The sequence below is a fragment of the Trichocoleus sp. FACHB-40 genome, from assembly GCF_014695915.1.
GTDB lineage: Bacteria > Cyanobacteriota > Cyanobacteriia > Cyanobacteriales > FACHB-T130 > Funiculus > Funiculus sociatus.
This window is the reverse complement of sequence record NZ_JACJPF010000098.1, coordinates 110,151-132,574: the sequence shown is the minus strand read 5'-3', so window position 1 is coordinate 132,574 and position 22,424 is coordinate 110,151. Positions and strand designations below refer to the sequence as shown.

At 45.2% G+C, this 22,424-nt stretch carries 17 protein-coding genes and 1 pseudogene; 5 read left to right on the top strand and 13 right to left on the bottom strand.

The window, feature by feature from the left end:
• Positions 1-134: 134 nt before the first annotated feature.
• A complete protein-coding gene (locus H6F63_RS21615; protein ID WP_190639503.1) occupies positions 135-1,724 on the bottom strand; it encodes an alkaline phosphatase in 1,590 nt (529 codons plus the stop codon).
• A 68-nt stretch (positions 1,725-1,792) separates the two neighbouring features.
• Positions 1,793-3,130, bottom strand: coding sequence for a phytase (locus H6F63_RS21610; RefSeq protein ID WP_190639502.1), 1,338 nt, complete (start codon positions 3,128-3,130; stop codon positions 1,793-1,795).
• Between the two features lie 245 nt (positions 3,131-3,375).
• Here H6F63_RS21610 and H6F63_RS21605 point away from each other — a divergent pair.
• Positions 3,376-3,582 (top strand): annotated as a pseudogene (locus H6F63_RS21605) (hypothetical protein); the annotation flags it as partial.
• A gap of 88 nt (positions 3,583-3,670) precedes the next feature.
• Here H6F63_RS21605 and H6F63_RS21600 read toward each other — a convergent pair.
• Positions 3,671-4,936: a hypothetical protein gene (locus H6F63_RS21600; protein WP_190639501.1), complete on the bottom strand. Its 1,266-nt coding sequence runs from the start codon at positions 4,934-4,936 to the stop codon at positions 3,671-3,673.
• Between the two features lie 86 nt (positions 4,937-5,022).
• Between H6F63_RS21600 and H6F63_RS21595 the strand changes: the two genes are divergently transcribed.
• On the top strand, positions 5,023-6,984 hold the full coding sequence (locus tag H6F63_RS21595) for a dynamin family protein (RefSeq protein ID WP_190639500.1): 1,962 nt from the start codon (positions 5,023-5,025) through the stop codon (positions 6,982-6,984).
• A 322-nt stretch (positions 6,985-7,306) separates the two neighbouring features.
• Here H6F63_RS21595 and H6F63_RS21590 read toward each other — a convergent pair whose 3' ends face one another.
• The 4 genes from H6F63_RS21590 to bioB form a co-directional block, all read right to left on the bottom strand.
• A complete protein-coding gene (locus H6F63_RS21590) occupies positions 7,307-9,559 on the bottom strand; it encodes a transglycosylase domain-containing protein (protein ID WP_190639499.1) in 2,253 nt (750 codons plus the stop codon).
• Positions 9,560-9,805: 246 nt separating this feature from the next.
• Complete coding sequence (gene lspA / locus H6F63_RS21585; protein ID WP_190639631.1) at positions 9,806-10,276, bottom strand: signal peptidase II; 471 nt, start codon at positions 10,274-10,276, stop codon at positions 9,806-9,808.
• A gap of 87 nt (positions 10,277-10,363) precedes the next feature.
• Positions 10,364-10,948 carry a biotin transporter BioY gene (locus H6F63_RS21580; protein ID WP_190639498.1) on the bottom strand — a complete coding sequence of 195 codons (585 nt, stop codon included), beginning with the start codon at positions 10,946-10,948 and terminating at the stop codon, positions 10,364-10,366.
• 126 nt (positions 10,949-11,074) lie between these two features.
• Positions 11,075-12,160, bottom strand: a complete 1,086-nt coding sequence (gene bioB / locus H6F63_RS21575) for a biotin synthase BioB (protein ID WP_190639497.1) — start codon at positions 12,158-12,160, stop codon at positions 11,075-11,077.
• A gap of 225 nt (positions 12,161-12,385) precedes the next feature.
• Here bioB and pstC point away from each other — a divergent pair, with 225 nt between their 5' ends.
• The 3 genes from pstC (at position 12,386) to pstB (ending at position 15,314) form a co-directional block, all read left to right on the top strand.
• Positions 12,386-13,336, top strand: a complete 951-nt coding sequence (pstC, locus tag H6F63_RS21570; RefSeq protein ID WP_190639496.1) for a phosphate ABC transporter permease subunit PstC — start codon at positions 12,386-12,388, stop codon at positions 13,334-13,336.
• 98 nt (positions 13,337-13,434) lie between these two features.
• Positions 13,435-14,334 carry a phosphate ABC transporter permease PstA gene (gene pstA / locus H6F63_RS21565; RefSeq protein WP_190639495.1) on the top strand — a complete coding sequence of 300 codons (900 nt, stop codon included), beginning with the start codon at positions 13,435-13,437 and terminating at the stop codon, positions 14,332-14,334.
• 173 nt (positions 14,335-14,507) lie between these two features.
• Positions 14,508-15,314: a phosphate ABC transporter ATP-binding protein PstB gene (gene pstB / locus H6F63_RS21560; protein WP_190419539.1), complete on the top strand. Its 807-nt coding sequence runs from the start codon at positions 14,508-14,510 to the stop codon at positions 15,312-15,314.
• Positions 15,315-15,387: 73 nt separating this feature from the next.
• Here pstB and H6F63_RS21555 read toward each other — a convergent pair whose 3' ends face one another.
• From H6F63_RS21555 to lhgO, 6 genes are all read right to left on the bottom strand, one after another.
• Complete coding sequence (locus H6F63_RS21555; RefSeq protein WP_190639494.1) at positions 15,388-16,917, bottom strand: FG-GAP-like repeat-containing protein; 1,530 nt, start codon at positions 16,915-16,917, stop codon at positions 15,388-15,390.
• Between the two features lie 143 nt (positions 16,918-17,060).
• A complete protein-coding gene (locus tag H6F63_RS21550; protein ID WP_190639493.1) occupies positions 17,061-17,465 on the bottom strand; it encodes a hypothetical protein in 405 nt (134 codons plus the stop codon).
• A 44-nt stretch (positions 17,466-17,509) separates the two neighbouring features.
• Positions 17,510-18,823 (bottom strand): SAF domain-containing protein, encoded by a 1,314-nt coding sequence (locus H6F63_RS21545; RefSeq protein ID WP_190639492.1) that lies wholly within the window; start codon positions 18,821-18,823, stop codon positions 17,510-17,512.
• A 565-nt stretch (positions 18,824-19,388) separates the two neighbouring features.
• A complete protein-coding gene (gene rfbC, locus H6F63_RS21540) occupies positions 19,389-19,934 on the bottom strand; it encodes a dTDP-4-dehydrorhamnose 3,5-epimerase (RefSeq protein WP_190639491.1) in 546 nt (181 codons plus the stop codon).
• 212 nt (positions 19,935-20,146) lie between these two features.
• The gene (locus tag H6F63_RS21535; protein ID WP_190419524.1) at positions 20,147-21,172 is read right to left on the bottom strand and encodes an SDR family oxidoreductase; all 1,026 of its coding nucleotides are present in this window, start codon (positions 21,170-21,172) and stop codon (positions 20,147-20,149) included.
• Between the two features lie 11 nt (positions 21,173-21,183).
• Complete coding sequence (gene lhgO, locus H6F63_RS21530; RefSeq protein WP_190453162.1) at positions 21,184-22,398, bottom strand: L-2-hydroxyglutarate oxidase; 1,215 nt, start codon at positions 22,396-22,398, stop codon at positions 21,184-21,186.
• Positions 22,399-22,424 lie beyond the last annotated feature (26 nt).

Sequence of the window (22,424 nt, the reverse complement as noted above, 5' to 3'; positions counted from 1 at the left end):
TTGAGCATCAAAATTGCATAAAGCCATCCACAGTGCTTAAGTAGCAACCAACGTACAGACAAAATTAATCGCGCTACTATTGACAAGCACAATGATTCATGCCATATCAATGCCCAACCGCTGAAGTGTGAAACCTAGACGCGCTTTACAACTCCTCGATCCGGTAACTCAAAGGAAGCTGCTGTGGTAATGGGTGTATTGGGGTCAGGGACGGTCGTTCTACCGGGCGCAGACTCCGGCAGCAGTCGGAAATCAGTCCGCCAACGTTCGCGGTTGAGGTCGCAGCGAACGTAACCACGCTGCCGACCGTTGAAATACTTGACCCACGGACTTTCTGGCAGAGCCGCCTCAATGCGATCGCTAGCACCGAAGCCAGAGGTGATGGAAGTACCCACGAATTCAGTACCCACGGTGGCAGAGTTGGGATTATTGAAATCCGCTTTCAAGTCGTTAACCCAGCTTGAGTGAGTGTCACCCGTGAGGACGACGGGATTGGATGGTTTGCGTTGTTGCAGGAAGTTGAGTACCCGGTTGCGGGGAGCCACATAGCCATCCCAAGCATCGACGTTGAAAACATCCTCCTCACCTGCTGTCCAGTCATGCTGGGCAAAGACGACCTGCTGGGCAATAACATTCCAGCGCGATCGCGAGCGATCCAAACCCTGGAATAGCCACTGCTCCTGCTTTTGACCTGTCATTGTGGCGTTTGGGTCGAAAGCTTCCGCACAGCGCGGCTTGATGCCGTCGCCACAAGGCTGATCGCTGCGATACTGACGGGTATCCAGTACGTTGAACTCGACTAAATCCCCAAAGCTCAGACGGCGGTACAGCTGCATATCAATCCCCTTAGGCATGGAAGATTGGCGCAGGGGCATATGTTCGTAGTACGCCTTGAAAGCGTTAGCGCGTCGAGCCAGAAATGCTTCCCGTGACTGTTTTTCAGGGTCTTGCGGAATCTCGTCTGCCCAGTTGTTATCTACTTCGTGATCGTCCCAAGTAAAAGTCCACGGAAAGGCAGCGTGAGCGGCTTGTAAATTTGGATCGGTTTTGTAAAGGGCATGGCGGTTGCGGTACTCTTCTAATGTCACCGGCTCCGGCCCATTGTGAGAACGGATTGCCTGGGGATTCCCTGCTCCCTCGTAGATGTAATCACCCAGATGCACAACCAGGTCGAGATCCTCTTCAGCCATGTGTTTATAGGCTGCGAAATAGCCAGCTTCCCAAAGCTGACACGAGGCGAAGGCAAAGCGGAATCGATCAACGCGAGAACCGAGAGCCGGAGCCGTGCGAGTCCGTCCTATCTGACTAACTTCCGAACCCGCTTTGAACTGATACCAGTACCATTGGGCAGGTTGGAGTCCACCGATAACCACCCGAATTGAGTGACCGAGTTCTGGAGTAGCGATCGCAGTTCCCCGCAACACCACCTTACTCATGTTCTCGTCGGTGGCAATTTGCCACTGCACCGGGACATTCACAGATGGCATCCCCCCTCCATTTAACGGATCGGGAGCTAACCGCGTCCACAGCACAACGCTGTCTGGAAGCGGATCGCCGGAAGCTACACCAAGGCTGAAAGGATAACCGGAAAATCTCGGCTGGGCAACTACTCGGCTAGAAAATTGAGTAGCGATCGCGAGTCCAGTCAGACCACCCGCGCCAATCATAAACCCGCGCCGTCCCTTTCGGGTTGATAGCAAGCGCTCAAAATCAAAACGATCCATAAACACCCCTCAAAATTGGTAATTGCTAATAATTTGTAGGTTGGGGTGAGGTTCCTCAACCCAGCCTACTAACTCAAATTTGTTCTCTTTTTTCTTCGCTGCAACAAACATCCCATACCAAAAATTGCCAACAGCGTTAAACCGTTATTCCTTGGTTCAGGAACCGATTTCGAGCTGTTTTGACGCGGATTAAAGCTAGTAGTATCAATGAGTAAAGGATTAGGGAAAGCATTTGCTATGTTTTCCCAACCCACAAACTTAAAGTTACTGCTGACATTCTCAAATTCTTGGTCTTCCTCATCAAAGAACAAGACTTCTGGATCATTAGAACCATCTTGAGTGACGAACAAACCAAAGGGGAACTTTGACCCTAAAGGTACATTAATTACAGCAGCACCATCAGATTCTTGCACTGCATCAATATCCCCAAAAGCCCCTACACCAAAACTACCCAGATAATCGTTATCGGCTGCACGGTTGTAAACAGCAAAGGTATTATCGCCTTGGCTAGAAGCCAGTAGATAGCCTTCACCATCGCCGCCATAATATATAGTTAAACCCTCAACATCCGCCTCTAAATTGCTACCTTCTGGCTTAACTGCATCGATTAAAACGCCATTGCTGCTGCTGGATGGTTCGGCTAAAAACTTCCAAATGCCCCGATTTTCTTGACCTACGTAGAGATAGCCCAACCCATTATCTGCTACCATACCTTCTACTTGGGCATCTTCTAATTCTCCCCCTTCGGGAATGGGAAGAGTAAGCGATCGCACGCTCTTAGCACTCACTTTACCTGAGCCATTGTCAAATAGTTCTAGCTGAGCAACATTACCCGTTTCTCTCTGGGAGACAAAGACGTAGTTTTTGTTAGAGAATGGGCTGATATATGAAGTTAAACCGTAAGCAGTGGTGCTACCGTTCGATGATTCTCCTACTGGGGTGAAGATGGTTCCCAGATCGGGTGCGGCGACGTTTTCCAAAAGGCGAGTTATCGGGTCAATTTTGAAGATGGCGAGGGTGTCGTTGAGTCGGTCGGATGCGATCGCTAAGTCAACTGACTGACCGCCGAGATTGAACCCATACAACAAATCGACGTTATTGTATCGCACATCGCCGGGTAGTACAGATTGCAACAGCTTTCCGTCTAAGTCGTATACCCCCAGTCCCGCATTTTTGAGAGTTCCCAGAACCAAACTTAACGATGAATCGGTTGGGTGCAGCCAAATAGCTGGATCATCCGCATCACCAGGTGGGTCTACAATCTCGTCTAAGACTTCGGGCGTCTCTACTATTGGACGCACCAAACTTACTGCCGCAGCCGCCCGTGTGTCCGATAATACACACAAAACTGCTAAGCAGCTAGTTATGATAGGCGCAATCGCTCTCTCCCAATTGCCTTTCCCCATTGCTTCTCCTCATCAAGACGCACCCCTCGCTCAGCAATACATAGTGTTTTTACTGAGGGTTTTTCAGCTTAGGTTGATAACAACCCGTAGATTTACGGATTGTTATCAACCTAAGCCTATGGTCAAGACATTAGGGGAAGGTTATCTGCGTGTAATGGGAGTAATAAGACGGGTCATCTTCACGAAAACTTCACAATCAAGCCGCCGATCCAGCACAAATATGAAGTTATAGCGATCGCGTTTGGTCTGTTATTTTCAGTCCTCAAGGTCATAACTTAGCAAGTGGTGGTCACGATGAAACGATCAAGCTTTGGGATGTCGAGACAGGAGAGTGTATAAAAACGTTTAGAAGTGAAAGACCTTATGAGGGTTTGAACATTAGTCGTGTCGCTGGTTTAAGTGAAGCTCAAAAAGACACGTTGAAAGCTTTAGGGGCAGTCGAGTTGGAATAATAGTATTCGACTTCAAATCGAATAATAGACGCGATCGCCTCCTCCCGTAATTATGCGATCGCATCTTCCTTTCTTTATTTTTTAAGTTTTACGCCGTTACTGCCTCGTCTTCTGCTTCATCTCTGACTTTGAAATACCAGTAAAGGTTAGCAACAGCTAAATTTGAAGCTTTCTGTAAGTTTGAGGTGACTAAAGTTTTATAACCTGCGATCGCTGCTTGCTGACTAATATAAGATTCTGGCTCTCGACGTAGTTCAGGCTTTATCATAAATTGAAGCTGATCGCGTAAAGATTGAGGATGAGATTTTTGCTTTAAATTTTCATACACTAATTGTTCTGGAGGCACTGCTAAGGCAGTTGTATCTGTGCTATTAGGTACTTCTGAATTGCTAAAATCAACACTTTGGAGCAATTTTAGTTCTGAAGGTGGAAGACTTTGTATCCAATCAACGTGATTTTGCCAGGATTCTAGTACAGCCAGATCGTGGTCGTGAATTCGAGTAATTTCAGGGAAGAGAAAATCAAGCTCATCCTCAGACTTACAGCGCTCAATAACCTTTAGGGAATCTTGACGGATTTTGTCTTGAAGGTGGGAAAGTTGATGAATCACAGCTGCTGGCTGATTCTGTAACTGATAGGTTAAGGCGATCGCTTGTTCAATTGCCCAAGCACATTCCATCCGGCGAAGCTGCCCAGATGCACAAGTTTCTGATACAAGATGAGGATTACTATAGTCTGCTACAGCCTCTGCTAACATTAGCTGTGCATTTGCCAGAGTAGCGGTTCTAATACTCCTATCTTCGCAGCACATAGCTATTTCTATCAGCTTAGCCGCTTCTAAGAAGCGTCCATAAGCCTGAGTTAAAATTGCGCGATGTTGTCTAAACTCAACATCTTCGGCAACTTGGTCAATCCGTTGTATAATTTCGGTTCCTTGTCCTTTCAGAGCTTTTTTTAAGTCGATAAATCCGTCTTTAACTTCAAGTCTCAGTGCCTTTACGTCTTCCCTGAGTTTCAAAATTTGATGAAGATTTACCGCTGATAGCACAACTCCAGCCGCTACACCAACACCAATAACGGCTGTAGTCGCTTGCAGAACTCCCAAGCTAGTCTGGACAGCTTGAAATCCTCTGTGTCTTTGATACATCCGTACCCCGCTCATAGCGAACTGAAACGGTGCTATCAGCGGTGACAAAGGACTGTTGTTAACTACAGCACCGACAGCATGAGCAACGAATTGCCCAGTCGTTGCATCTCTAGCCATGCCTATCGGCACCCCTGCCGATGTAAAGACTTGCACATATTTGCTAGCAGCGATACCAGCCTGTATTACAGGAGAAAATTCAAAAATCATTACTTTTGGTAAATTTACAGATGCGAATGAAGATTAGTTGCAGCTATCCTAGCATTACTCATGCTGATAACAGGAATCATTAACTGATGACTAACTTACAGGGCAACCAGCAGCGTCGTGTCTCATCCTTGGCAGAGTTTCAAAAATATCGGAAAGAACTAGATAAGAGTTGCAATCAATTATTTAACATATTTCAAGAAGATAATCAGCATAATTATCAATTTATTAACTTGATAACGAAAATAGGGCAGGTATCTAAAAAACTACAATCTCAGAGATTTCGTATAGCAGTAGTAGGAGAGTTTAGCCGAGGAAAATCAACATTAATCAATGCCCTTGTAGGTGAAGAGATACAACCCGTAAGAGCGATTGCCTGTAATCGTACAATTACAGTGTTAAAACATGGGTTACAGAAGCGGATTGTATGCCATTATACAAATGGGCGACAAGACAATATCTCTTACGATCAGTATAAAGTCTTAGTAACTATTTCTAAAGAAGCGGCGTGTGATTATCGCAGTGAAGAGTTAGGGCGTTCTGAGGTCGAAGAGATTATTTTTGAACATCCTAATTTAGAGTTATGTAAGAATGGTGTAGAGCTTGTAGATTCTCCAGGTTTAAATGAACATCCTCACCGTGCTGCTATTACTCAAAAATTACTCAAAGATACTGATGCTGTAATTTTTATAACTAATGCCTCACAAATTCTAACTAAAGAAGAACGTACCCTAGTTCAGGATTTGAGAAGCCAACTTGGTGGCGGTAAAAATGAACCCGCAAACAACCTATTTATAGTAGTCAATAAGCTGGATCATCTGGATTCTGAAGAGGATAAGCAGGATGTAAAAAAGGAAGTTGAAAATTTTATATATGGTCAAACTCCTATTATTACGGGCGAGAATCGCATTCATTTTATCTCTGCCCTAAAGGCTAGTCCTGGCAAAATTGAAAAGCAGTATTTGAAGGCATTTAAAAACTTTTCTGACTCAATCGAACATTTTCTTACATCTGAGCGTGGCTTTCTAGAAATTCAACAAGCTGCAACAACAATTGAGGCAATAATTGCAAGCGGTTCAAATATGCTTCAAGAATTAGAGAATAATTTGAATCGCAAGATAAAAGCTTCTGAAGAAAAACAAAAAATTATAGAGCAAATCGGTGAAGTAAGTGGACAAGGTATCAGAATCCGTCTCCAAATTCAAAAACTCATGTCTAAAATGATGGATAAAGTAAAGCAGGAAGTCTATGAAGCTTGGAAGGAGTGGCTGAAAGAAGGTTCGTGGGAGGAAGTATTACGGAAAAAATCTGAACAATGGAATTCTGATAAAAATCTTATTTTGGATCAAAAGGGTATAGTAACGGATTACGTTAATCAATTCAGCCGAGAACTTTCGGAAGAGATAAATAAATGGGCAGATAAAAATATTAAGGATATTGTTAAGCATAACCTGGAAATTTTAGATAAGGAGGTTAATTATGAAATTAAGTCTTTATACAATAAATTTGATATTGATGAGGAAAAGTTTCAGAAAAAGTTTAATGATGAATATGGGGGCTTTGCCAGTAGTTACACAGGTGGCTTTGGTGGTGATTTTCTAGATTATTTAATTGGTGCAGTATTAGGAAGCTTAGTAGGTCTACTAGGATACATTGTAGCATTGTCTTTTACACCTGCTATAGCTTTAGGAGTTGCAGCAGCAGTCATTGGTGCTGGTGCATTTGGTATGAAGGGTATTTACAATCAGATAAAAAAAGCAGTTTTTGAGGAGTGTAAAAAGCAGTTTATAAAAATCGAAAAACAGATAGTAGACAAGATTATTTATCAGATAAATTTAGTAATTTCACAACAATTTTTTCAAGTCAGACTTAGTTTAGTAGATAAAATTGTTAGGCAAGCAATTTCAACTTACGAAGCTTGTTTAGAAAGTCAAGAAAGAGAACACGCAAAGACAGTGGAGCAATGCGAAGCTGAAAAAGCTTTTATCGCCCAAAAGCGTCAGGAACTTGAGCAGGTACAAAAGAATATTGAAGCAATCCTTCTTTGCTAACAAGTTAACAAAGTGGAGAGACAAGCAACACCCTATTTAACATCTGCTGTTAAATAGGGTGTTGTAGCGAAAAATAAGGTTAACAGGAAAGGGAGTAACTGAAGCGATCGCATTCTTCTCAATCTCAGAGTGCGATCGCTCGTTTTTTCAGATATGCGATCACAGATCATCTTCGGGAGATGGGTGATTGAGTTATTATCCAATGACAAAATTGCTGGAAAATAGTAAAATACCAGCGTCAGATTTAATAACCGCGCTGCAATTTTGATCTAAAATCTAGACCTTAACCTTCTAACAGTATCTGCCAATCGCCACAGCTTATTTAACGCACAACTTGCCGCATATAATTTGCCCAAGCTTGGGCAGCTTGTCCGCTACTTCCCCGCGTTGGTGAGTTGTCGTCATTTCCCAGCCAGACACCCGTGACTAAATCGCGACTGGGAACGTAGCCGATAAACAACAAATCAACGCCGCTGTTAGTTGTCCCCGTCTTCCCCGCTTCATCTCCCAGTCCGATAGACGCAGCGCGTCCCGTACCGCTTCGTACCACGCTCCGCAGCATAACGTTCATAGTATCTGCAATTCCCTGCGGTAGCACTCGCTTAGTTGCCCCGGTTTCCTCCTCGAACGAGTAAATTACTCGGCAGGTTTGCGGATTTTTGAAATCGGTACAATCGCTGCTGTCGAGAATGCGCTTAATCGCGTGGGCGCGGTTCCAGACACCGTTATTTTCTATAGCGGCGAAAGCCCCCGTCATTTCTAAGAGGGTGGTTTCGCTTTGTCCGAGAACCAAGCCAGGGACGGGATTCAGGGGTGTGGTGATGCCCAGACGTTGCGCCATCTCCACCACTCTATTTAAACCGACATCTTGGGCAACTCGTAGAGCGACCACATTCTCCGATTGGGCCATTCCCGTATACATATCCGTCCCGCTACCCCCAACTCTTTCGCACGCCCGAAAGCGTTGATTCTGCCAGACTAGCGGGGCGCAGGAATAAAATTTTCCCGGCGAGTTACCTTGTTCCAGCGCTGAGGCGTAGGCAAAAATTTTGAAAGTTGAACCAGGTTGGCGCTTTGCCTGAGTAGCGCGATTGAATTGACTTTTTTCGTAATCTGTGCCACCGACCAAAGCGCGAATTGCTCCGGTGCTGGAGTCGAGGGTGACAATTGCCCCTTGAGAGAAGCCGTAGCTGGAACCGCTGGTGTTAACTGAATTGCGGAGAGAGGTTTCTGCCTTCTGCTGAGTTTCCAGATCCAGATTAGTTTCGACAATAAAGTTGCCTTCCTTGGCCAACTGTTCGCCCAACAAAGTGCGGAGTTCAGTAAAAACGTAGCTGTAGAAATAAGGTGCCTTGATGTTCGCCAAAGCTTCTCTAGCTTTCGGACTAACTTCAATACGCGATCGCCTTGCCCGTTGTCCTTCCTCTGCACTAATTCGACCTTGGGAAACCATGCGGGTAATAATGCGATCGCGCAGTCCCACCGCCGTCTTATAATCCCGAATCGGATTGTAACTATTTGGTGCTGGCAAAATCGCCACCAGCGTCGCCGCTTCGGAAATATCTAAGTCTCTAGCAGATTTTTCAAAATAGAACTGCGCCGCATCTTCAAAACCTGAAGCACCTACCCCCAGATAGATGCGGTTCATGTAATTCCGTAAGATTTCGTCCTTACTGTAGAAAGTTTCTAACTTTAAGGCGACTATCGCTTCCCGGATTTTCCGCCCCGCGCTGTCTTCAGTTCCCACATAGTCGCGATACAAACTCCGCGCCAACTGCTGCGTCAGCGTACTTCCCCCTTGCTTAATTCCGCCTCCTTTAACATTCGTCACCACAGCCCGCAACGTCCCAATCGGATCGACCCCAAAGTGCCAATGATAGCGGCTGTCTTCCGATGCGAGCACCGCGGCGGGCAAATATTTGGAAAAGTCAGATAATCGTCGCAGCTCCCTGTGAGCCTCAGTTCGAGGACGCTGTAACGGTGTCCCCTCATCAGAATTAACTATTACTGGCCCCTGAACGGCTACTGGTAACGGTCGAACTGGGATATTTCGCCACTCATAAAGTATCAAAAAGGCGATTAAACTGACCAGCGCCCCTGCACCGTAAAGGCTGTAGCGAAATGCCAGAACGTACAAAGGCGGGGGATTGTGATACTGAAGCCTAACTGCATCAGCCAATTCTGGGGGGCCAAGGGTGAGGATATCGCCGTGACGGAGTTCTAGAGATTGGAGTCGCCGCCTACCCCGATAGATGCCATTGGTGGAGTTTTCATCTTTGATGATGAAGGATTTCTGGTGCTTGGGATCTCTGGAGACAGACAAATGAACTTGACTGACGACTGGGTTGCGGATGACAATATCGCAAGATTTAGAACTGCGTCCTAGAAGATAGCGATCGCCCAACATTGGATAAATTTCTGCCTTCGCAGCACCTGCATCCTGTACCCAAAGTTCCGGCACTTTGGCATTCGGCTTCAGCGCCAGCGCATTAAAATTAACTTTGGCTTGAATTGTCTGTATAGCCTGGGTTACTTGTCCCAGAATGGTTTTAGGCGGCTGTTGGGGTGAGGTCATGTCAGTCAAGCAATTGTCAGCGAGAGGCTTTTATTGAACATTCTACTCGCAAGCTCAAGGTAGCGTTTTAAAAAGACCAAAGGCTCTCATGCAAAAGAAAGAAATACCTCGTCCTCCACAAACTAGAAGCTTTGATGCTCCACAAACTCAGCCTAAAAACTCTTGATTTTGGCTGAGCCAAGGTAGGCGAACTTTGTTTTTGTAGCCGCCACTTCTAGTCGTCGGGACAAGGTGCAAAATATGAGTTTAACGACTTCTGCCAGAATCAGATTCTGGGCGGAAACTGGCAATTAACAAACATGCAATGCCTATATTAATAAATACATCTGCCAGATTAAATACTGGGAAGTGAATCAACCGGAAATCCAGAAAATCTACTACACTACCAGATACAAATCGGTCAATCCCATTACCCAACGCTCCTCCCAAGATAAAACCATAGCCGAATTGTTCTAAAGTGTCGCGATTTGGGCCAAATAAAGCGAACGCCATCAAGCCTAAACTCACCGCCAAAGACAGCCAGCGCAACCAAACTCCCCCCTGAAACAAGCTAAAAGCTGCCCCAGTGTTCGTAACATAGGTGAAGTGGAACACATTAGGCAACAAAGCCCAGGTTTCCCTATACTCAAAATTTTGCACTACCCAATACTTAGTCAACCGATCCAGAATCAGACTGACGAGTCCAGCAAGCCAAAACAGGTAATTTTTAAAAGGCATGGCAATTTTAGTGTTAATGGCTAACGTCAGACTGGCTAATTGTTTAACCATTAGCAACTGACAACTGACAACAAATTAACAGCTTTTTTAATAAAGCATCAGCTGACGTAAGAAAAAAGCCAAGACTGTAACTGCACAGACGATCACCATTTGTGCTGGTACGGGATAGACAGAGTACATCAAAGCTTCTTTCCATAAGGGGAGCGATCCTGCACCCAAGCTCAACGAATTGGTGAGAATAAGGTAGGTCAAACCTGTGATATGGATAACCAGTAAGCCGCATATACAGCTAAATGCCAAAGACTCCAGTCGTTGCGGTGCTTTAAAAGCTAACAAGCCACAAACCCAAGCACCAGGAATAAAGCCTAGTAAGTAGCCAAAAGTAGGCTGTGTCAGGTAGTCGATACCGCCGCCTTGGGAAAAGATGGGAAACCAGGGGGTTAAACCCAAGGCTAGGTAGGCAATTTGGGAAATAGCACCAGCATTCTTACCCCCCATACAGCCTACCAACAGAACTGCACCAATCTGATAGGTTATGCCCAGCGAGTGAGCTTGAACTCCTTGCTGAGTCCAATTCCAGGGAACGTTGGTGATATACGCTTCCAGAAAGGTGCCACCAATTGTTAGAAGTAAGCCAATTAAGGCCCAAAGTAGTTCAGTGGGTGCAAACACGCAACGATTTTGGATTTTGAAGCGATTTTTGGGGAGATTGATTCTTCCCAAAATATCGCGTGATTTTGAAGCAAGAAATTGAGGACTTAGTTAGAAGATACTTTCTCTTCTTCTGCACTCAGATACTCAGCACTGAGTGCTATATTCGCCGGGGATGGGCGCTTCGCCGCCAGCTAGTCCCAAAGATTCGAGCATAGCATGGTCTTGCTCTGGCGGTTGTCCGAGGGTGGTGAGGTAGTGTCCAATCAGCATGGCGTTCATTCCAGCTTGGAAGCCCAAGGCTTGGAGTTCTCCCATTACGGCTTCGCGCCCTCCAGCGTAGCGCAGAATTTGCTGGGGCAAGATGAGGCGGAAGATAGCGATCGCTTTCAATGCTTCATACACATCTAGTTTCGGGCGATCATCTAAGGGTGTTCCTGGTCTTGGAGTGAGCAAGTTCAATGGCACGGATTCAACTTCTAATTCCCTCAAAGCCAAAGCCAAATCTACTCTGTCTTCCCAAGATTCGCCTAATCCCATTATCCCGCCTGTGCAGGCTTGAATCCCGGCGGCTTTGATATTTTTAATAGTTTCAACGCGATCGCGCCATGTGTGCGTCGTCACTATCTCTGGGAAAAATTTCTCCGATGCTTCTAAGTTATGGTTGTATCGTGTTACACCTGCCTCTTTTAACTCTTGGGCTTGTTCTGGTGTCACTTCGCCCAAAGCACAGCACGGTTTTATATTGGTTTCGGCAATAATTCGGCGTACCGTTTCCAAAATTTCTTCAAATTCCGCCGATTTCGGACTGTTGTATTTTATACCTCGTCCTTGGGAAACTAAGCAAAATCGCTTTGCTCCTGCTGCTTCGGCTGACTTAGCTTGAGCCAGAATCTCCTCTGTAGATTTCAGACCATAAATAGGTGAATCTTTACCTGGGTGATGAGCAGACTGGGCGCAGAAACCGCAATTTTCCGAACAACTGCCAGATTTTATATTGACAATACTGCACAAATCTACTGTGTTGCCGCAACAAGCTTGACGTACTTTATCTGCGGCTTCGCAGAGTAGCAAAATATTTTCTTGACCTTCAATTTGGGTGAGTGCGATCGCTTCCTCTTTCCCAATTCTCTTTCCCTCAATAATCGCAACACTCAGGTTGTGCAGCCATTGCCGCAGTGACTCCTGTTCCTGGCTCTGAATATCCGCGTTCGACACTGGTGCTTGAACCACGTTCTGCCCCTTTTGATCGCATCTACTGAAACTTTGGCATTTTATCACTCTAGTTGCAGAAAACAAGCAAGCTATCTTAACCTAATCTTTACAATTAAGCGATAGGCTACAAGGAAAATCCCCGTGCCAAAGCAGAAGTTGAGCTAAATTGTTCAGCAAGATGGCTGAATAAAATCCGGCCGTTAAATATTACATTTACTACAGTTACCAGAGGAAAACAATATCGTGGCTTCTGTGACAGACAATCCGCAGGTAATCGTTAAACCGCGCTCTGACGCAGAGCGAAAACTGGATCTGGGGTTTATTTGGCTGACTCGAATTTTTGCCTTCGCAGTTGCTGCCACCTTAATTTGGATCACAATCCAAGTTGCAATTCAGGCATTTCCTGCGATAAGACAATACGGGCTAGGCTTTATATTCTCTACCACTTGGGACCCTGTTCGCAATCAGTACGGAGCGCTTCCGCAACTTGTCGGGACAGTATTTAGCTCTCTGATTGCGCTGCTCATTGCTGTACCGGTAGGTCTTGGCGTGGCGATCTTTTTAAGCGAAGATTATTTACCGCCACGGATTCAGATGATATTAGTTTTCTTGGTTGAACTGCTAGCGGCGATTCCCAGTGTAGTGTACGGTCTATGGGGAATTTTCGTTTTGATTCCGCTGTTGAAACCACTGGGAGAAGCGCTCAATGCTAACTTGGGTTGGCTGCCAATTTTTAGTACGCCGCTGCGCGGCCCAGGACTACTACCAGCATCAATCGTCTTATCAATCATGGTTTTACCAACGATAGCGGCTCTTTCGCGCGATGCCTTGATATCTTTACACAGCGATTTGCGTCAGGCGGCAGTGGGACTAGGAGCGACGCGCTGGGAAACAATTCTCAAGGTGCTACTACCATCAGCCGTTTCTGGAATTGTGGGTGCAGTCATGCTGGCACTAGGTAGAGCTTTGGGAGAAACGATGGCTGTCACCATGTTGATTGGAAATTCTAATAATATCAGTCCTTCAGTTTTAGCTCCTTCTAATACGATTGCTTCCCTATTAGCTAACCAATTTGCTGAGGCAAGCGGTCTACAAGTTTCAGCTCTAATGTATGCAGCTTTACTGCTGTTTATACTGACCCTTTTAGTAAATGTTTTGGCTCAGTTACTGGTGAGTCGGGTGCAGCGAATTTAATGATTTCATGATTTTACCAGTACCCTCATAGGTCTGAAACCTCCGAATTTATTTTAGAAATCTTAAAAGTCCCCAATCCCCAATCCCCAATCCCCACGATGTCTAAATTAGAGGATAAACCTGTTTCCGGATTTCCTAGCAGAACATTGAAGCGATCGCCCACCTCACCCCGGACGCTGTTCGGAATCGTGATGACGGGGTTAACGTTCTTTTGTGCAGTGCTTGCCATTGTGCCTTTAGTGGCTGTCCTTGGTTATGTAATCGTTCAAGGTATTAGCCAACTTAATACCAATGCGTTTACAGAACTACCGCCACCTCCATTAGTAGAGGGCGGCGGCTTTGGTAATGCCATCCTGGGAACCTTACTTATGGTGGGAATTGGTGCATTAATTAGCATTCCATTTGGCGTGATGGCGGCAATTTATTTGTCAGAATTTAGCGGTGGCAAAATATCCTATTGGATTCGTTTTGCTACCAACGTCCTCAGCGGTGTTCCCTCAATTATTGTCGGCGTTTTTGCTTATGCTACTGTCGTCTTGACAACGAAAACATACTCTGCATGGGCGGGAGGATTTGCTTTATCAATTTTGATGTTGCCCATTGTAGTGCGGGCAACAGAAGAAGCGCTAAGACTGGTGCCGCAAGAAGTTAGACAAGCGGCGGTAGGATTAGGAGCAAGTAATTTTCAAGCGGTTTCGCGAGTGGTGTTGCCAGCTGCTTTACCTGCAATTGTCACCGGAACTACTCTAGCGATCGCGCGTGCTGCTGGGGAAACTGCACCGCTGTTATTTACCGCTTTATTTACCCAGTTTTGGCCTAACTGGAATAATCGCTTACTTGAGCCTACAGCCTCGCTGGCAGTTTTAGTTTACAACTTCGCTACGACTCCCTTTAAAAATCAGCAAGAATTCGCATGGGCGGCTTCTTTCATCCTGGTGATGATGGTTCTGCTTACCAGCATTATCTCCCGTCTGGCAACGGCTCGCCGCGTCTATTGATCGACGAGTCTTGGGAAATGTGTCGCTATGATACTGTTAAATTTAACAAAAAAGATAACAATGGATACAATGCCAGGTTTAACAGTATGCTGGGCGATGTTGAGTGAAATTTTTTTATTGCCATAAACCATAAGTTTTTGCGCTTCTGTTAAACCCAAAACCTAAGAGTTTTTATGTTGTCTAATCCCCAAACAAAAAATCAAACAGATACCGTTTTAAAGACGGAAAAACTGAATGTCTACTACGGGAATTTCCTAGCTCTGAAGGAAATCAGCCTAGATATTCCCAAAAACCGAGTTACAGCATTTATTGGGCCTTCAGGTTGTGGCAAAAGTACATTGCTCCGGTGCTACAATCGCCTCAACGATTTAATTAAAATTTTTCGAGCCGAAGGCAAAGTTTATTACAACAATCAAGACCTCTACGCTCCGGATATTGACCCAGTAGAGGTACGGCGGCGGATTGGCATGGTGTTCCAAAGACCAAACCCCTTCCCCAAGTCGATTTATGACAATATCGCTTTTGGGGCGCGGCTGAACGGCTATCGGGGTGATATGGATGAGTTGGTAGAAAGAAGTCTCAGACAAGCCGCACTCTGGGATGAAGTCAAAGACAAACTTAAGCAAAGTGGTCTTTCTATATCAGGCGGACAACAGCAAAGGTTGTGTATTGCTAGAGCGATCGCAGTTCAGCCAGATGTCATTCTTATGGATGAACCCGCCTCTGCACTTGACCCCATTTCAACGCTGCGAGTTGAAGAACTGATCCAGCAACTCAAGGAAGATTACACCATCGTCATCGTCACCCACAATATGCAGCAAGCCTCGCGTATAGCTGATATGACGGCATTTTTCAATGTGGAAGCGACGGAAAAGGGCGGCAGAATGGGTTACTTGGTGGAGTACGACCGTACCGAAGTTATTTTCCAAAGTCCGCAGGAGAAATCCACTCAAGAATACGTCAGCGGACGTTTTGGTTGATTCTCTCATTCACAAGCTACAGCTGGGAAAGCCCTTGAAGAGGCTTTCCCAGCTGTAGCCTGGACAAGAAAACTTAAGGATTGTAATAGTTCCAAGTCATCTTGCTAAGACGGTAGTGGTCTTGCGTCCATAGTCGCGGACGGTTGGGGTTGGGGTTCGGCTCCTGGTTTTGGTAGATGCGAAGCTGATTACCGTTCATGACAATTAATTCTTCACGCCAATCTCCAGACACGTCGGCTACATAAAGCCGATCCGACTTCTCATTGAAGCGATGGAGAAATTGCCCGTTGAGCGGGTCAAAAATCGCGACATCCCCAGCCTCGTGACGCTCCTTGGCGGCAGCTAGCTGGCGAGAATCACCTGTCCAGTCAACGGTGAAAATCACCTCTACGCCTTTATCTGACCAACCTTTGGGAGCGACATCTTCGATTTGATAATCAGCAATCAGTTTACCTTGGGCGTCAAACACAAAAGGTTTCTGGTTAGTATTGTAACGGCTGCGACACCAAATTTCTAAACCTGGTCGCTGAAGGTCAAAGTCACCAACAGCAGCATTTTGAGGTTCCTGGTGTTTAAAATGGGTTTCCCAAATTAAGCGCTCTTTGTTATAGAGGAAAATGCGATTACCGCCGCCTGCGATGTTGTTGTACATCTCGGCAAAGCGCTTGCGAATACCTCTACCTCCCTCTTTCAGGCGATCGCTTCCTCCCTCTTCCAACGCTACCACCTCCAACCCTGGAATGTCTGGACGCACATCAGCGACAAAAATCGCATCAATGTGAGGATGTTGTTTGGTGGTATTTTCCATAGGAACTTGAAAGAGAATTTTTCCATCACTTCCTACGATTGTTCCGCCTAAAACTTCGTGCTTACCGTCTCCATCTAAATCTGCAACCCTTGCACCAGCGTGTACACCACCTAAAAACTTATCTTGCGTCCATAGAGGTTTAGGATTTTCTTGTTTGAGCAAGTCATCTATGGCATAAGCTGCTAGATAACGTCCCTTGCGATAACCTTTAGCATTGGTAGCTTGAAGAAGTAAATCGCGATTGCCTTTACCACGAAAATTCGCAACGACTAAATGCTCCCAACTGCTTGCGCCCTTTTGCGGTTCTAGTTTGATACTCTGCTTGGTCTTCCCATCTGCACCTTGAACAATATGAAGATTTTTGTCCCTGGTTAAGAATAAAACTTCCGTCAAGCGATCGCCATCTACATCAGCTGCTTGTACCCCCGATCCATGCCAGCCTGGTAGTCCTTGCTTTTCTGCTTGTCCGCTGACTTGGATATCAATTTGCTTAGTCCAGAGCTTTTCTCCAGAATTACTATAAACCGCCATGTAACCCGGCTTAGTAATAATAAAATCTTTCTTTGTGTCATTATTAACATCCGCCGCAATCAAACCACCAATGCGCTTATCTTCTGCGGGCAAATCTAATTGAATAGTCTGGGGTTTGATTTGAGAATTCGGTAAAATAACTTCCTTCCGGAAGAACTTCTTCGCATATTCCTGAACGGGAAAAGCTAAAAGAACAGATAACGATATTAACCCTGATATGTAAAAAACCCGATTTCTACTGAGATTGTACAAGCGCTTTTGCATTTTACTCTCTCGATGTATTTTTGAGAGGGGATTGTTTTGTTTTCACGTTTCCTACCTCAGCCACAAAACGCAAAAACTTAGTAAATTAAACAATAACAATTAGACATCAACACTAAGGTAAATGTTGTCTTAATTTTGGTCATTCAGAGAGCCAAAACCCGATGCTTCATACAACCCTTTAACCGCCCCAGCCGCCAATTAAAGTGACGTACCCATCTTGCTCGACCATCCTTCAAACGGACTTGCGGAAAGTGCTTAAACAAAACTAACCATTCTTTCACACCGCTCTTCCATGAAAGTTCAGGCATACCCAAAGGTCGGTACTTTTTATACAACAAGACATGATTCTCCCCGGAAATTCGAGATATGCGAGCAATCCCCGCAAGTTGAACTCTCCAGCAGTAATCTAAGTTAGCTGTAGGTTGCCTTGAGAGAACGCGAAACCCAACAAATCCAAAAGAATAATTGGGTTTTGTTGCCTCAAGAGCCACGCCCTCTCGTGCGCTCTTAACCCGCGCACAACCGTGGCTCCCATTTCCTACGTTCACTTTGGCCTTTTTAGCTCTAACTGGTGGTGATTGAAACTAAAAAACTACCCAACTGTAGCCGGAACTTTTGCTGGGGCAAAGTAAGCATTTTGCTCAGCCCGCAACTTGTCGCAAAGTCTGCCTTCAGGCAATTCCACATCATCGTAGGTGAGGACTTGATCCTTGGGAATATCCCGCTTCAGGCGACACCCTTCAGCTAAACCAATTGGTAACAAGTTTTCCGCCTGGGTGACATCAGAATTTTCGCATTGTCCGTAGGTCATAAAGTAGCCAATGCCATCAATAGTTTCCCCAGCTTTGAGGTCGATTTTCGCAGTAGCTACCACATCGACTAAAGGGCCACCCAAGGGAACCAATACCGCATCATTGAACAGGACAACCCGCGCCACCGATAAAGGTACTTCAAAGTGACACAAATGATAGGGAGTGTAGAAGCTGTAAAGGGGGCCTTCACCTAATTTATACAAATTCAGGTAGTGGCGTTGCTTGGGGTCGTCGTGAGTTCCAAACACAAATACACCCGGCCCTGGTTTGGCACCGACGACGTAATCAACAATACCACCCAATTCTTTAAGCTGGTCAATGTCGTACTTAGTGGTCAGTTCATCAATATGACCCCTGTAGTCGTATCCCAACATACCGCGCTTAATGACTTTCATGCCTGTCCCATTGGCAACGATCGCTTGCTCGAAGGATATCTTGGTACCATCGGCAAAGCTTGTCACCATGTGGGGTTTTTGTCCCCACTGCTTGGCGAAAGATTCTTGGGTAATTGGGTTGCGGTAAGGATCTTGTAAGCCTTTAATATTGCCGCACAGCAGCGGGGTTAAGCCGATACTTTTAACGAACCGATACAGGTTCATTTGCACGCCTGGTTGGTCGCCATCGCTAGCGGTGATGATCACACCAGCCTTGTCTGCATACACTTTTAAAATGGGGCCAATTGTGCCGTCGAGTTCGGCATCCATGAGGATGATATGCTTGCGGTTAGCGATCGCTTCCATTGCCACATGAGCGCCAAATTCGATTGCGCCTGTAACTTCCACTAGCGCGTCAATGCCTTCGGCTTTGCACAGCAACATGGCATCATCGGTGATTGCATATTTGCCGCGAGCGATCGCATCCTCCAATTCAGATACACTCTTGACAACTTGCAAATCTCCAATTCCCGCCTCATTATATGCCCGCTTAGCGTTATCCAAGCTACGGTTAGAGATTGCTACTAACTCCATCCCCGGCACAGAATTAATAATTTGATTAGCAATTCCTCGGCCCATAAAGCCGGCACCAATCATGCCTACTTTTATCGGATTTCCAGCTTCGGCGCGTGCTTGCAATGCCTTATCGACAATAATCATTCCTAACTCCTATTTTTGTTGCTTCTCATTTGTTTCAAGCTGCATTTTTGTCTAGAATTTTGTTTACAATTAGCAGCCATTCAATATTCAGCCTTTGGTAATTTTAACTCATAAACTCCGATTAAATAATATTTGGCAAGTTAATTATAAGCTAACTATCTTTCTTACTTAATTCTGAGAAAATATGTCATATAAGCCTAATTTATAGACAATTTTTATTGAGAAATAGTGTCAGCCTCTCCAAATGTCATAGTCTTTTTTCGGAACAAAGACATCATTGAAAAAGCTGATTACATCCACGCAATAGACGAGTTATAAAAAAGTTCTCGCTATCTGCATATAACCCAAATAATTAATGTGTGTTGGGACAGGCTGACCAGGTTTTAAGTCGCGGAAAGGTTCAAGAATGTAAGAAAGAAGGACGTTACCCCTAGACGGTTTATCTGGCTTGAGCGAAACGACAGTTAACCTTTTGATACGATTTCTGACTTTGGTTACAGCAAAGGCATAAGACCCTATGCAACCTAGTAGAACTCACCTTGCGATCGCTCCTCGCCAATCACCACTAAACTCCTAGAGGAATTGATTGTAGTAAGGGCCAAGCTGCATCTTTAACAGAAATTTCGCTAACAGGTAAAGGCCATTCAATTCCCAAAACAGGATCGTCATAGTGCAGTCCTCGCTCATAACCTGGAGTATAAAACTCACCCACTTGATACGTCACTTCAGCTGCATCCGTGAGCGTTTGGTAGCCGTGAGCAAACATTTCTGGTACGTACAAAGCCCGACGATTTTCAGCAGTTAATTCTACGCCAATATGTAAAAGATATGTAGCGGAATTAGGACGCATATCCACTATCACATCATAAATTGCTCCCTGAGTACAGCGAATCAATTTAGTTTCAGTCGCCGGAGCGATTTGATAGTGCATACCCCGCAGCGTTCCTTTCTTGTGATTAAAAGACAAGTTGCATTGAGCAACAGTTGGCTTTAACCCGTGCTCTTGAAATTCTTCCATGCAGAAAGTACGAGCGAAAAAGCCTCGATCATCTGGGCGTTGCTCTAAGTCAATAATGAATGCACCTTTGAGCTTGGTTTCTGTAAATTTCATCGTATACAATCCAACTAAATCAAGTGTTTACGGACGATAGAGCATCGCTTAACTAGGGTTAAGGATAGATTTTAGACAAAAGATAGTTATAATTTTTTCCTTTGCCTAAAACTTAAACCCCATTTTGTTTTGAACTTGCAATTCAACCCTTGAAATGCTAAGTGGTAGATGCCAACAAAAATTTGGCATAATTTTAGTGAAAAAAGCCTTGCTTACTTTTTCCAGAAAAAGTCTCTATCTATTTGCTGAGTGCGAATCAGATATTCGAGCTGTTTTAACCGAGTGAAGCCTCTAAATAAGAAAATGTCTTCTGTCATATCAATTTGCTTAAACAAATCGTATAACTGCTTGGCTCCCAGTTCGGCATTCCATTCACATTTGAAGCCGGGTAGGGTAGTATTAATTTTCTCAAAAGAAACGCGATAACTGCGATTATCTGAACCGCTTTCTCCAAAACTTAATTTGCATCCTTCAAAGACATCAGCGATAATTTCTGCAATTTGTTTCACTCGATAATTTTGAGCAGTGTCCCCTACGTTGAAGATTTGGTTGTGAACAATGTCTCGCGGAGATTCTAGGGTGCAAACAATTGCCTTGCAGATGTCAAGAGCGTGAACCAAGGGCCGCCAAGGTGTCCCGTCGCTGGTCATCTTGATTTCTTTAGTTGTCCAAGCCAGTCCTGCCAGGTTATTTAAAACAATATCAAAACGCATTCTGGGAGAGGCACCAAAAGCGGTGGCATTCCGCATAAAGGTGGGGGAAAAATCGTCATCAGCTAGGGGTTGGACATCCCGTTCTACGAATGTTTTACATTCTGCATAGGCTGTTTGAGGATTGACGGGAGATTCTTCGGTGACATCGCCTTCAGTAGCAACGCCATAAACACTGCAAGATGACATATAAACGAAGCGACGCACGCCTGCTGATTTAGCTAAATTAGCAAGGCGAACTGAACCTTTGTGGTTAATGTCGTAGGTGATGTTAGGTGACAGTTGTCCAGCAGGGTCGTTAGAGAGTTCAGCCATGTGAACAATTGCCTCTACACCCTGTAAATCTTCTTCGGTAATCTGCCGCAAATCTTTGTTCAGAGTTTTGGCAGTTAGGTCGGTGGCGTTATAGAGCCAGCCTACTTTGTAGAAGCCTGTATCTAAGCCGATAACTTCATGTCCGCGTTGCATCAAGAGGGGGGCTAATAATGAGCCAAGATAGCCTTCGGTTCCAGTGACAAATATTTTCATTGCTGCTAATCCTATACGCTGATTGCTGATTGTAGATGCTGCGGTTGGGGAAGTTGTTCGACAATTGCTTTGCCGATTTCAATTGAAGAAGTCGCAGCTGGGGAAGGAGCGTTGCAAACGTGGACGGAGTTATTACCTTTGACTATCAAAAAGTCGTCTACTAGCTTGCCATCGTTCATTAAAGCTTGGGCGCGAACTCCGGCGTGGGTGGGAACGAGATCGGCCGCTTGGACTTCAGGAATAAGCTTTTGCAAACTGCGGACAAAGGCGGCTTTGCTGAAAGAGCGAATTATTTCTTGGATGCCTTCGTCGGCGTGTTTGGCTGCTAGTTTCCAGAAGCCAGGGTAGGTCATGACTTCAGCAAAGTCTCGTAGGTCAAAGTCGGTTTTTTTGTAGCCTTCGCGTTTGAGGCTCAAGACCGCATTTGGCCCTGCGTGGACGCTGCCATCAATCATTTTTGTGAAGTGGACGCCCAGGAACGGAAAGTCTGGGTTGGGAACTGGATAAATTAAGGTTTTGACGAGATAGCGTTTTTCTGGAACCAGTTCGTAGTATTCCCCTCGGAAGGGGACTATTTTGGCTTGGGGATCGACTTGGGAAAGTTTGGCAATGCGATCGCTATGCAGTCCGGCACAGTTTATCGTGCAGCGCGTCTCATAGATACCATTGTTGGTTTCAATTACCTGAGTATCGCCTTTTCCAATAATTTTTTCAACTTTGGTATTTAGACGAAGCTCTCCACCCTGCAACTCGATCAACTCAGCATATTTCCGAGCCACCTGCTTATAGTCGGCAATTCCAGTTGTATAAACTCGAATTCCCGCCACGCAGTTGACATGAGGTTCAATTTCTTTGACTTCTGAAGCGCTAATCTTAGTAACTTTCAGTCCGTTTTCTAAGCCGCGTTTGTAAAGATTTTCTAGTCGCGGCAGTTCTTTTTCTTCTGTCGCAACAATTACCTTGCCGCAAATTTCATGAGCAATGTCATACTCTTGGCAGAATTCCACCATTGAGCGACAACCGTCTCGGCAAAACTTAGCTTTGAAACTCCCTGGCTTGTAGTAAATACCAGAGTGAATAACACCGCTGTTATTGCCAGTCTGGTGATATGCCCATTTGCTTTCTTTTTCTAGCACTACAATGCGGGCGTTCGGATAGCGTTTGCCCAATGCCATGCCAGTCGAAAGACCAACAATTCCCCCCCCGATGATTGCAAAGTCATACATGGTATTTTTGCACCTGAAACTAAGAT